Origin of the sequence: Sporosarcina sp. ACRSL (assembly GCF_022346605.1) — a bacterium.
Taxonomy (GTDB): Bacteria; Bacillota; Bacilli; order Bacillales_A; family Planococcaceae; genus Sporosarcina.
This window is the reverse complement of the sequence record NZ_JAKRNT010000007.1, coordinates 200020-212766: the sequence shown is the minus strand read 5'-3', so window position 1 is coordinate 212766 and position 12747 is coordinate 200020. Positions and strand designations below refer to the sequence as shown.

Genomic DNA, 12747 nt, shown 5'->3' with positions numbered 1-12747 from the left:
ACCTCCTTACTCCAGGGGTATAAGAATAAGGGGACAAGAAATCATACTCATCCCCCTTCCAACTACTTATTTTTCTACTTCGCCTTCTAATTGAGGTGGATATTTTGCTTCATTAAAACTATAAATGAACACTTTTGCATAATCATTATCGCCAATATCGTCAAAGCTCACTTCTGTCAGAACCCCTTTGTAGTCTTTTATTTCACGTATTGCATCGCGAACTTGCTCACGGGTTGGCAACTTGTTGTTATTGGCTTTAATCGCATTTTCGATCGCCTGTAAGACAACGCCCATCGAATCATAGCCGTACACTGAATAGGCTTCTGGATCTTTCTTATTGATCTCTTTATATCTTTGCATGAATTCCTTCCCAGCTTCTGATTTCGTAGAATCCCCAGCTGCGGAAGTAATGTACGTATTTTTTATCGTGTCACCGGCGATTTCAACCAATGTGGAGGCATCCATGCCGTCTCCTCCCATGAATGGGATGTTTATTCCTTTTTCACGTCCTTGTTTAATTAACAATCCACCTTCAGAATAGATGCCGCCGAAATAGACCAAATCTGGTTTTTTAGAGAGTACTTGGTTTAACACACCATTAAAGTCTTTTTCACCAAGTGTAATTCCTTCATACCCAACAATTTCAGCTCCCGCTTCTTCAGCGGCTTTTTTGAATGCATCTGCAATTCCCGTACCGTATGCGGTTTTATCTTGAATGATAAAGATTTTCTTCGCTCCTAATGTCTTCACCGCATATTCCGCACCGGCTGGACCTTGAGAGTCATCGCGAGCGACGATCCGATTCACTGTTTTTAACCCTCGATCGGTAACATCTGTTGCCGTGTTCGCAGGCGAAACCATTGGGAGGTTGTATTTTTCATAGACTTCCGATGATGGAATGGCAACACCGGAGTTATAATGCCCAACAACTGCGAGGATCGCTTGATCTGCACCAATTATTTGGGCATTGGCCACTCCTTTTTTCGGATCGGATTGATCATCGTACGGAACAAGTTGTAATTCAAAACCCATTTCTTTAAACTTTTCCTTTTGATCGTCTAATCCAAGCTGCGCACCTAACTTAATGGCTTCCCCGATGGTTGCACTCCCACCTGAAAGTGGCGTTTGTGTTGCGATTTTAATTACCTGCAATCCATCTTTTGAACCCGTTTTGGACTTTCCACCACACCCAGCTAGCACACCAGCCAATAAGACCCCCGCTGCCAATATCATTAGCGTTTTTCGAAACCTCATTTTGCCCCTCCCCTTTTCAAAACGTACAGTCGCTTATTTAAATGTATTTATCCTACATGAGAAATAGGACACATTATTCTGTTTTATTTTTTAGATGGGTCATATTTCATCCAACGCAAAAAGCAGACATGCACAGCATGCCTGCTCCCCCGATTATTCCTGTTCATTTTTTCCAGGAATGTTTCTTCCCGTTCACGTCTACAATTTCCACCGTCGTATCCGTCAGCTTCATGTCTTTTGCCTGAATGCCAGAAAGCTTTTTCGTTTTCCCGTCCAGTAAGCCGTATGAAAACACGCCTTTTTTATTGAAGTAAAACATAGTGCTCGGATCGAATTTGACGGACTTGTTATTTTGTGAAACATTTGTTGGAAATCTCGTGGATCCTTCCAGTCTTTCAAAAATGACGCGCGCATCGAACTCGATCACTTTCACCGGATCTGCTATGAAAGGACTTTTGTGATAAAGGATTAACGTCTGGTCCGTATTCACGGAATCATCAAAACTGTTATAAGAATACCGGATGTTCTTCTCTACTGTGTAATAGTAGTCATGCCCGTAGACGTTGAAATTCCGTATGCTTCTTATATTGGCCGGATCAATCTCCAATTCGGTATACTTCGTATTATTCTTCCCACCCTGTGTACTCGTCTGGAATACACCATACGCATATGGATAATCCTCCATTTGGTGAACAGCAGCCCAGTATGGAACGTAAATCATGCTGTTTTGAAGAATGATTGGAAATCCTGTTTCTAAGTGGACCTCCCACAATCCATCTTGTGTCGGGAAATCCCGTTCCGTCAGCAGTACGGTCTCTTCTTTAGTCTTTTTATTAATCTTCACGAGCTTTTCGCCTTTGATCGTGTACTGGAACCCATCCTCTTCCACGACGATTCCCTTCTGGCTGACGTAGGAGAATGGATCTGGCAATTTCATCTTGTCATCAATGGCACGTGCAAGAAAAGACGAGAATTGAGCGCGTGTCACAGGATTCCCAGGCTTGAACGTGCCGTTTTGGTAACCGCCCGCAATCCGATTCAGCGCAGCACTATTGATATCCCCGTACGCCCAGTGAGCCGGCGAAACATCTCTGAACATCGGCTTCTGTTCCAAAGGAAGTTCAAATGCCCGGCGCAAGATTGCTGCCATTTGGGCACGCGTCGTCTGCTCCGCTGGTCGCATATAACCGTTATCCCCGCGCAAGATGCCCTTTTCATTAATCGTTGCAAGCGTCCGATAATGTGTCGAACTTTTGGACACATCTTTGAAAGTAGCAGTCGGGTTTTCCTGCACCGGAATGTCCAGCGCTTTGAGGAGCATAGCAGAAGCTTGTGCACGAGTAATCGGTTCATTCGGCCGGAACGTGCCATCCGGATAGCCCCCGATAATCCCCTTTTTGTACAGGAACATGATGTCCCATGAGGCACCATTCCCTTTCTGCAAATCTTTGAAAGGGATCGGGTCGCTATAGGGCGGATATTCCGTCTCTGCCTGGGCTATAGATGCGAACGAAAACAGAAGAAATATTGTTAGCAATGAAACGAGGAACTTTTTCAATGTGTACACCTGCTTTCTATGAAAGTAGTTATTTATTGAAAGACCTTTTCTCTTCTCGTTAAAATCAATCACATATGAGTGTCGATCATTTCATAGATTTGGACATTAATAATAGGTCCCAATGTCTCGACACGGACACCTATTGCTATTAAATCAGTCTTGTTATGGTCCGGCAGTTTAATAGTGAAAGAACCTTTTTTCTTACCCTCAGCATGGAACAAGTTCGTTCCTGGCTCCCTAGTGATTGCTGCAATTTGATCGGCATCTTTTGGCAGTACATGCCTTCCTATGTCGTATGCTGCTCCGAGGTCCACTGAGGCAGTCGGTCTTTCCTCTAGTATCCTCATACTATAAGAAAAATGGGGAGTTAAACTTACCGCTTCGATACCGTACCGCACTTCTTCTCCGTCATCAAAACGGACAGTGGCGATATATTGACCTGGTTTATCAATCATAATACGGACATTATTATACTTTCCTTCACTATCGGTTTGATCGCTATCACGGCAATCGGATGGACTGAAAGAGAGACATTTCCTGAACTCCACATTATCAGATAGCTTCTTTCCGTCCATTGTAGAAAGGGAAATGTTTTGAACCTGGTTTTTCCCCCTTACGTCGAGCCCAGCTGGTGTAGGTAAAATATCTTCTGTCCTTTCTAGCGTCAACTTCAGTTTGCCGTCGACTTCTTTAATGTGTACGAAATATTTCCGATAATATTTCTGATCCGGATTCCCTGAATACACCAAAGCGACTTGGAATGTCCCCTTCCCTTCTTTAAGCGGGACTAAGTGTATTTTATCCACGGGACCACCAAATTTCTCTCTTCCTTCTACCGCATGGAACAAACCAGAATCCCGATGATTGGAATCAAACATCTTAAACTCTTCCCATTGGTAATCGCTTGCCCGTACCGTAACGATCGGCGCCTTTGCTTCCTCTGACGCTTTCAACATTTTGGCCGCTTGCCCTCTTGTGATGGGCGCGTTCGGGCTGAATGTCTCCGGAGACGTCCCTGCCGTGATGCCAAGTCTGTAGATGGAAAGTATGCTTGAATCATGACCTGTCCCTCGTTTCACATCTTCGAATGGACTTTTATACGACGTGAAATTATATCGCGGTAGATCGAACGCTTTCACAATTATCGAAGCCATTTGCCCACGTGTAATCGGATCGTTCGGACCGTAACGTCCATCCCCATAACCACTAATAATGCCTTCTTGCGCCATGGCTGCAATTGCTTCGTAGTAACCGTTCGCCGTCGAGACATCTTTGAAGCCCGGATTTTTCACATTCGTAGTGTCCAAGCCAACCATCTTGGTGATAATAGCGGCCGCCTGCCCTCTTGTGATGGAATTGCCCGGCTTGAATGTGCCATCCGGATAGCCTCCGATAATATTGCGATCTGCCAAGTCATAAACGGCTTCAGCGTAGTGCTTTGATGATGGTACGTCTGTAAATCGTTCCGTGCTTGCGGCGGATGTGCCGGATAAAGGCAGATTGCAGGCGAGCAGCAATGCGCCAAGTACCATCAGTAGTTTCTTTCCCACTTGCGTTCTTCCTTTCTATTTATAGATTGATAGGCCCTAGGTCGCAAAATGACAATACAACTCAGGAAATGATCGATATTAAGTATTCCGCAGCAATACGTGTTTGGAAAACCAGGCTGGCGTCCCTATATAGTCAGCGGTTGGTTGACGGCTTCATTCTGGGAGTGTTACCAACCTGGTTTCCAAACGTCAGGGTTCCCATACCCCTCTTGTATTATTCTGCGATCACCCAACGCCCCGAGTCTGCATCCCGCTTCATCGTAAACACTTGTTCCGCGACACCTTCGCGCCCGTACTCGTAACGGATTTCCACTTCGTTGTCAGAGACAGGAACCGTTCTTCGATACGAGGCCTCTAAAAACAGTTCACCTAATCGGCTAACTTGTGTAAATGCAGGCGTCTCCAGCAGATTGCCGTAGCCTAACAGATCATCATACAAATACAAATCAAAATATTGCTCTGGCGTATAGTCACCCGTCACCTGGCCGGCTAAATAATCCAAGTACATCGATTCGGTGCGTTCCTCGGTTGCTACACCTACCACCTGCCCGAAGATTTTATGCACTGGCGTAATCGTCGCCCCTTGCACTGTCCCACTTGCCGGGAAATGGTTCAACAAGAAATATTCCCGCGCATTCAACACCTGTTCGTACCCACCTAAAATCCTGATTCCCTGCTCTTCATACCGATCCATCAGACCGGATTTCACCGGCTTTCCGTTAATCCGCAATTCTCCATCTCTCAGCACGACACGATCTCCTGGAACTGCAAGCACTTCGTAATAAACATCGGTGTACGTCGGCAAATGGCTAGTCGTATTCGTCATCGTCCGTACGATGTCCCCCGTCTCATACACAACTTCATCGAATAAATTCTCCTTACGTTCAATGACGGTATGGAACGTTTCCGAACTCCCTTCGATCGAAAATGGTACTTTATCGACATAATGCAAGCCGTCCACATTATCGAAATGCGGCAATGTCGCAAATTCTTCGTAATCAACGGCTGACAGCTGCTGCTTTTTTTGCAGTGCTGAAATTTGCGCCAAGTCATCGAGCGGATCATACGGAACCCCGGGTCCCAAATCCGAAGAAAGCTGATTTGTAGGGTTCATTGTGAAGAAAAGCATCAGTGCCACTACAGGAATGGCCGCACTGACAAAAACCACTTGCCAGGAAAACTTTCTCACCGGTGTTTGCAGCTTTTCATGTACACGCTGCTTGATCCGTCTTTCCTGCATCGTCGTATCGCCCATCATTTCGTCGAGCTTACGCTTAAAATCGCTCAATTGTCCTCTACCTCCTCTTCCTCAAAAAATTCCTTCAGCTGCTGTTTTGCCCTTCGCAGCCGCGTTTTCACGGTGTTTTCATTCAACTGCAGATACGTTGCAATATCCGCTATCGATTGCTCGTCATAATAAAATAAGATCAAAGGCTCGCGGTATTTTAACGGAAGCTGAAATAGATTCTTTTCAAGCGAAGCGAGCCGCTCTTGCTCTAATACGACTTCTTCTGTGCCCTTTTCCGAAGCAAAGATCGTATCGAACAAGACATCTTTTTTATGCTTCCACGAGCGCAAATAATCTTTTGCCCGATTGGCTGTTATCTTCGTTAAATACGTCTTCAAAGACGCCTCGCTGCGAAACTGGTCGCTCTTTTGAAAATACGTCACAAACACTTCTTGTACGATATCCTCTGCAGTCGACCAATTTTTCACGTATAAATAAGCGATCCGCACTAAATAACGCGAATGCTCATCCATAATTTTATCAATGCTATTCATTTACGAACCCTCACCCTCTTTCACGGCCACGTCATGTCCCCCTCCACATACGTAACAAATTGCTCAAACGACCTTTTCTCTGTCATTCCAAATCGAGATACTTCGTAGTTGGAAGACTTCATATTGGCATACCCCTCAATGATTGTAAAGCCGATCAACAACCCTGCCTCTTTTGCCGCCTCGATGAAATGCTCATTATAATGCCCATATGGATAGGCGATTGAAACGGCTGCCGGCACTTGCTCCAAGTTCCCTTGTAAATCCAAAAGAATCTCTTCTTGAGAACGTTGTAACGCGACACCCGAATCCCCATTCAATGAATGCAATTCATTTGTATGTGCCTCAAACTGGAACACATCCGTCAGCTCACTTAAATCGGCAGCAGTCAAATACTGCAACGGTCCATCCGCATCAAACAGCTGTGCTCCCTGTCCACGATCTGTACGTGAGGAAATGATGTGCTGAATCGCACTGAACCCGTACCGCTTTAAAATGGGATGCGCATATTCCTTCGTCGATAATAAACCGTCGTCAAATGTAATAAGCACTGCTTTTTGCGGTACGACTAGCCGCCCTTCCAAATAATCATAAAGCTGATGTGCCGTCAGTGTCTTAAATTGGCGGCTCGCCAAGTATTCCATCTGCTTTTCAAACAGCTCCACAGAAATTGTGCTATTCATCGTTGTCATTGATTCAAGCGGCAGGATGTGATGGTAGACAAGCACTGGGATTCCTTCATCCAAAACAACGGACTGTTTATGAATATAGCCCGGCCGTTCTCCTATTGTAAGGATATACCAATCCCCTTCCTCCTGCACGACCGGATAGCGATACCCTTCCTCGAGCTCCAGTATAACGGTACTCTCCATGTTCGCTTCTTCGTAAACTACAGTTTTTTGCAATGAATGAACAGCTGCCAACCGCTCGGTATGTACAAGTGTCGCAAGCTTTTGTTTTTCAACCTTCCCCTGCCCCTTACGGACAAAGGCACTCATATTGCCGAGTCGCATCTCATAATACACCTCATCCTCACCGATGATTGCAACAGGCTGATTCGCAGCAAGCTCGCCAATCTGATTTAACGAAGTGCTTTTCATATAAATTGGCTGGCGCTCCTCTAACGTGAGCACACGGTCAAATTCTCTCTTTGTAATAAACTGCTCACCATCTCCAACTTTTGCGAACGCGATTCCTTCTGACTGAATGAACATCCATATTGCACCGAACCCTAGTAGTAAAACAATCAAACACAGTAACATCGGCGCTTTATTATCTCTTTTTCTCATCATGTACCCCCACTGTTAGCAATCTAGCACCGTACAGACGGAGATTTTCAGAAAAAGTTTCAAAGTTTTTTTAAAAAGTTTTTGAGGTGTTTTTAAAATTCATTCCAGATAGGTATAAAGTAATAAAATGACAATATATCTTGGGAAATGACCGATATCCTTCGCGAATTGACCGATATCTTCCGGGAAATGAACGATAACCCGCAGGAAATGATCGATAAAAATGTTTACACATAAAAAAGAGTAACTATACTGTCTACTTACTCGTAGCAGAGATAGTTACTCTTAATCGTTCATCCAGCAACCCGGTTATCTTCTCCTTCACAACTTCCGACGTAACAAAACATTTGGCGGAAGAATACTTCGTCTTTATCTTTAGCTCATATGCGCAGCTTATCTCAGGTGAATGATACGCAGGGTGATTCGTATGAAGTTCCTCGAAGTGATACGATCGAATTCTTTTCCATGGTAAAAACCGTCCGCGGCATAATACCCCGTCATCGACAATTACAAATATTCTCCACAAGTATTGATTAATCAAGAGTAAATTTGTTACAAACATGGCATAGGGACCCCATCCCACCGCGCTATCGTATATATCCAACACTACTATTAAAAGTAAGAAGAGAAGCAAGACCCCCATCCACATAAAGAACCTTTTTGTTAGGGAGTGGATCGGCAACTCCAGTGCTTTTTTCGAATGATTCCAGATCGCTTTCAGGTCTTCCTCTGTGTCTGGGAAAAAGACTGGTTGCTTCATTTTTCTAACTATCCGAAAGAAGGTAATAAATTGAGAACCCAAGATTAACAACAATACTCCGATCACAATAATTTTCATCTGCGATATCCCCCAACTCTAGCCATGCAGATTTACATTAAATGCTCCAGTTTATTCAGAAACTTGATGACACGCATGTCTTCCCTTTGTTCAAGCAGATGGATTCCTGTATCCCCTGTAAAAAATCTAAAATCGCCGTAGGGCTGTTTGAGAAATGATTTGAGTAGATTGGAAATCATCCCGCCATGCGACACAATCGCAATTCTTTGATACTCCCGATAATCATATAAAATCTCCTGGAAGATCCGTTCGGCTCGATAACGAAATTCAAGTTCGGACTCTCCATCTTGGATTGGTATATGTAACGGCCTGCCCCCTTTCGGCAACGGATACTTGATTGCCGCTTCCTTTCTTGGCATCCCTGCCAACACCCCATTATTCCTTTCCCTCAAATCATCATAAAACCGGATCTCACATCCGATGGCCTCCTGCAATATCCTCGCTGTGCCACTTGCCCTTTTCAAAGTGCTCGACAAGATGATTTCAGGAGGGTATTGTTTCGCAACGGACATGGCCATCTTTCTTGCTTGCGCTTCTCCTAACTCAGTCAACGGGAAGTCCGCCCTTCCTTCATGAACGTCCAAAAGATCCGCCTCCGATTGGCCATGTCTGATGATTAGTATTTCCATCGGATGAGAAGTTGTTGTTTGATTCACCATAGATTCCTCCTGCATTTACATTTATATGTAAATTCTACCTGTATATGTAGTAGTTCACAAGAGCTTCACCCAGCCACCATGTAAAATATAAGATAAGCGGGATGTCAAACAATTTTTATACCCTTAATAAAACTAGGTTAAAAGTCACAAAATGACAATAACACTTGGGAAATGAACGATAACTTTTGGGAAATGAACGAAATCCTTCACGAATTGATCGATAACTTCTGGGAAATGAACGATAACCCGCGGGAAATGTTCGATATAAATTCAGCCTCCCCATTTACCCACCCACCTCCCCAACATAATACGGAAATTGCAGTACCTCTCTCTTGATTTCCCAAAACGACTGCGACCTTTTCGTCACCTCACAATAAATCGACATGACCATCTTGTGGCTCACGTCGTTCACCCGCCTAGCAACCCCACCATATATAGTACGATGCTCTACCCTCACCTCTTCAGGAGTTTCCGCCAAGTAAAACGCAAACCGTTTACCTCCCAACGGCACAACGAACAGCTTGACCGTACACATCCGCAGCCAATTATCGTCCTTCATTTTCGTAATCTCGTCGTAATCCAATTCCTTGTAAGGTATCCGACTTTCAGGATCATCCAGATGCACAAGCCCTTGTTGTAATGCGTAATAAACGGTATGCGCCATTAGAGGCAAATCGTACAAAAACGCGTCATGAAGCAACTCTTTCACTGTCAGTTCCAATTCCCATTCCCTCCCCTATGCTGACCAGACCTTTCATACGTTATATAGGCGGGATTTTATGAAAAGGATACTTTTTGGATAAATTAATTTTAAAAGCATTAAAGCGCAGGTTCACCATGATCGTATTGAGACTGTTTCGCGTGTTAAACTACTAGCAACCATAACCGATGGAGGTACGTCATGTCACGGAAGCATCGTTTTGCAAATCTAGATCAAGTGGAAACGACAAAAACATTTGCGGACTTTCGCCGTTGGCAGAAGGAGCACAGGCAGAATAAAAAGGATCTTAGCATTCGTATCGAGCAAGCGCCGCACAAGGAAGTCGAAAAACTAAAGAACAATCGCACAGGCATCTCAATCACATGGATTGGACACTCTACATTTTTGATTCAGATGAATGGTTTGAATATGCTCACCGATCCTGTCTGGGCAAACTGGATGGGCATTTCAAAACGACTGACAGCGCCTGGAATCGTATTGACGGATCTGCCAGAAATCGATGTTGTCTTCATTTCCCATGGGCATTATGATCATTTGGATTTCCCGACGATAAAAAGGCTGAAAGGAAACCCTACGTATTACGTTCCAAACGGGTTGGGACATGCGTTTAAAAAGCGGGGATATGAAAAAGTGTTTGAGGCGAATTGGTATGATTGGTTCGAGATGGCTGACATGACGTTCTCGTTTGTCCCTGCGCAACATTGGGTGAAACGGACACTCACCGACACGAATACATCCCATTGGGGCGGCTGGATCATCGAAAATGAGGAGCACTCCATTTATTTTGTCGGAGATACAGGATATTTTCGCGGATTCAAAGAGATTGCCGAGAAGTTCAACATCCAAACAGTGCTAATGCCGATCGGGGCCTATGAGCCGGAGTGGTTCTTGAAAGAAAGCCATATCAACCCGGAAGACGCGGTAAAGGCCTTTTTGGAGTTGGAAGCTCATACATTCATCCCGATGCATTATGGCACCTATCATTTGGCGGATGATACCGGCCCGGAAGCCATAGCTAGATTGGATGCAGAGTGGAACAGATTGCAATTGGATCCTTCTAAATTAAAGAAACTGCTCGTCGGGGAGACTTGGTGGATGTAAAAAAATGTCCGGATCTGTTTTCAACCTCAGATCCGGGACATAAACTTTTCGCCAATAATCTTTCATGGTTGTAACCCGTTCATTTACGCTTCACTTCAATTTCTTCATTCTGAAGAGTCTTGCGTATCATATTGTGGAACACGCGCACATTCCGATTTTCGGGCAACGTAACCATATCCCCATCCTTAAAATAGAAATCGAACTTCGGAAACCCTCCCCCTTGCGGATTCTCACGATAAACGACGTGCTGAATGTTGCTCCACGCATAGTGCTGACCTGTCTCTGCCACTCCCCTTTTGAATGAAATACCATCCGTCGACACGCCTATATAACGCGCGGATCCATCCGCCATTAATGAAATCGATAGGAGGACGCATATTGCCGCTAGCCATTTCGATGTTTTATTCACAGACATAATCCAAAGAAAAAAAGTGGCCATGAATAGAAATAGCATACCAAGCCCGTACAACACATACACCTTCGCCGGAACAACAACGACCCAAGTGTTAGTTACTTGGTAAAGATTATTGGCAATAAACGACGGCAACAGCACAAGAAATACAGGAGAAATTACAATAATTCCAAACGAAAAAGCCATGAAAATGTGTCGTGGTTCATTTTTATCTAACAATTCTGCCCACCTCCCCAAATGGTAATACGGAGAGGACAGCACATAGGTTTCGTATTGGTTGTTAATATTTCCATGGAATTCCTATTGTTGGTGTTTCCCCCGGTTCTAGTTGAAAACTCTTAAAATAGTAATTTGGTTATATATTCAGGAAATGGTTATTTTTCATCTATTAACTCTATAAGGCTTGGACATATACTGGTAGTGTATGAGGGATTAATGTGTCAATACCAACTAAAAGGGGGATGGTTGAAATGAAGAAATGCATCAAGTTCTTGCTCGTAGTTGTATTAATTTTATCAGGTTCGTATTTATTCCCAACGGGCGGTGTGTCAGCAGAAAGCAAAGAAGTCGGCGGTATGTACTATATTGATGTTACTGCGGCAACAATTTGGACAGCACCAAATTTACTAAGAGAGGTTGACAAGTATTCCGCGACGAACCCTGTTGATTTAAGAAAATGGACAACCAGTATGACGTATCAAGACAAACTTGGTCTAGTCGGAAAACTGGAAACGCAAGCTTTATACGGTGCCAAAGTAACAGTGCTTGAAAATAATGGTGATTGGGTGAAGGTTGCTGTCCACACGCACCCTACCCCTAAAAGTGAAATAGGATATCCTGGCTGGATGCCCGCAGTCCAATTAGCTAAGGATCCAAGCTTTGAAAACCAGCTGCACCGACCGTTTGCCCTCGTCACTTCACCTACAGCTTGGTTATATAATGAAAAAAGAACAGAGAATGAATTCCTTGAGCTAAGCTTCAACACCAGGTTACCCGTTTTGCAAGAATTCGAAAACGAAGTGTTGGTCGCTACGCCAAGTGACGGCAAGAAGTGGCTAAAAAAATCAGATGTAACTATCTATAATCATGAACAAGATATCCCATCTCCAACGGGTAATGATATCGTCGAGACCGGCATGAAGTTCTTAAACCTTCCTTATTTATGGGCAGGGACATCTGGCTTTGGATATGATTGCTCAGGATTCACACACACGATCTATCATGCGCACGGCATTGTCATCCCAAGAGATTCTTCCGTTCAGGCTACACATGGCACACCTGTCGACAGAGAGGATCTTCAAGCTGGAGACCTCGTTTTCTTCGCTTACCAAGAAGGGAAAGGAAGAGTTCACCATGTAGGTATCTATATTGGTGACGGCAAAATGCTACATTCTCCAAACTCATCAACTCACGTACGTATCGATGTAATCGCTGCTACTGGATTTGCAAAAGAGTATGCTGGTGCGAGAAGATACGTAAAATAAAAAATTCAGAAGAAAATAGCAAGCATTCAAGCCCTTCCACTGTAATATGGAAGGGCTTGAATGCATTCGTGCGTTATTAAAGGTGCAGTTGATTATTTTGTG

The 12747-nt window shown here is 44.1% G+C and carries 12 protein-coding genes; 2 read left to right on the top strand and 10 right to left on the bottom strand.

Annotated elements, in window-relative coordinates; translation table 11 throughout:
* Positions 1 to 66: 66 nt before the first annotated feature.
* The 9 genes from MHZ92_RS12240 to MHZ92_RS12200 all read right to left on the bottom strand — a co-directional run bounded on the left by MHZ92_RS12240 (position 67) and on the right by MHZ92_RS12200 (position 9648).
* Positions 67 to 1254 (bottom strand): branched-chain amino acid ABC transporter substrate-binding protein, encoded by a 1188-nt coding sequence (locus MHZ92_RS12240; RefSeq protein WP_239431980.1) that lies wholly within the window; start codon positions 1252 to 1254, stop codon positions 67 to 69.
* Positions 1255 to 1417: 163 nt separating this feature from the next.
* Positions 1418 to 2812: an S-layer homology domain-containing protein gene (locus MHZ92_RS12235; protein ID WP_239431979.1), complete on the bottom strand. Its 1395-nt coding sequence runs from the start codon at positions 2810 to 2812 to the stop codon at positions 1418 to 1420.
* A gap of 68 nt (positions 2813 to 2880) precedes the next feature.
* Complete coding sequence (locus MHZ92_RS12230; RefSeq protein WP_239431978.1) at positions 2881 to 4362, bottom strand: S-layer homology domain-containing protein; 1482 nt, start codon at positions 4360 to 4362, stop codon at positions 2881 to 2883.
* A 214-nt stretch (positions 4363 to 4576) separates the two neighbouring features.
* On the bottom strand, positions 4577 to 5650 hold the full coding sequence (locus tag MHZ92_RS12225) for a S26 family signal peptidase (protein ID WP_239431977.1): 1074 nt from the start codon (positions 5648 to 5650) through the stop codon (positions 4577 to 4579).
* Positions 5647 to 6144 carry a sigma-70 family RNA polymerase sigma factor gene (locus tag MHZ92_RS12220; protein ID WP_239431976.1) on the bottom strand — a complete coding sequence of 166 codons (498 nt, stop codon included), beginning with the start codon at positions 6142 to 6144 and terminating at the stop codon, positions 5647 to 5649. The genes MHZ92_RS12225 and MHZ92_RS12220 overlap by 4 nt, the downstream gene beginning before the upstream one ends.
* A 20-nt stretch (positions 6145 to 6164) precedes the next feature.
* Positions 6165 to 7430: a polysaccharide deacetylase family protein gene (locus MHZ92_RS12215; protein ID WP_239431975.1), complete on the bottom strand. Its 1266-nt coding sequence runs from the start codon at positions 7428 to 7430 to the stop codon at positions 6165 to 6167.
* 256 nt (positions 7431 to 7686) lie between these two features.
* Positions 7687 to 8268 carry a hypothetical protein gene (locus tag MHZ92_RS12210; RefSeq protein ID WP_239431974.1) on the bottom strand — a complete coding sequence of 194 codons (582 nt, stop codon included), beginning with the start codon at positions 8266 to 8268 and terminating at the stop codon, positions 7687 to 7689.
* 32 nt (positions 8269 to 8300) lie between these two features.
* The gene (locus MHZ92_RS12205) at positions 8301 to 8897 is read right to left on the bottom strand and encodes a histidine phosphatase family protein (RefSeq protein WP_239432033.1); all 597 of its coding nucleotides are present in this window, start codon (positions 8895 to 8897) and stop codon (positions 8301 to 8303) included.
* Between the two features lie 313 nt (positions 8898 to 9210).
* Positions 9211 to 9648 (bottom strand): hypothetical protein, encoded by a 438-nt coding sequence (locus MHZ92_RS12200; protein ID WP_239431973.1) that lies wholly within the window; start codon positions 9646 to 9648, stop codon positions 9211 to 9213.
* Positions 9649 to 9828: 180 nt separating this feature from the next.
* Here MHZ92_RS12200 and MHZ92_RS12195 point away from each other — a divergent pair, with 180 nt between their 5' ends.
* Positions 9829 to 10749 (top strand): MBL fold metallo-hydrolase, encoded by a 921-nt coding sequence (locus tag MHZ92_RS12195; protein ID WP_239431972.1) that lies wholly within the window; start codon positions 9829 to 9831, stop codon positions 10747 to 10749.
* 79 nt (positions 10750 to 10828) lie between these two features.
* On the opposite strand, the gene MHZ92_RS12190 is transcribed toward MHZ92_RS12195, so the two are convergent.
* Positions 10829 to 11380 (bottom strand): hypothetical protein, encoded by a 552-nt coding sequence (locus MHZ92_RS12190; RefSeq protein WP_239431971.1) that lies wholly within the window; start codon positions 11378 to 11380, stop codon positions 10829 to 10831.
* 251 nt (positions 11381 to 11631) lie between these two features.
* Here MHZ92_RS12190 and MHZ92_RS12185 point away from each other — a divergent pair, with 251 nt between their 5' ends.
* A complete protein-coding gene (locus MHZ92_RS12185; protein WP_239431970.1) occupies positions 11632 to 12645 on the top strand; it encodes a C40 family peptidase in 1014 nt (337 codons plus the stop codon).
* Positions 12646 to 12747 lie beyond the last annotated feature (102 nt).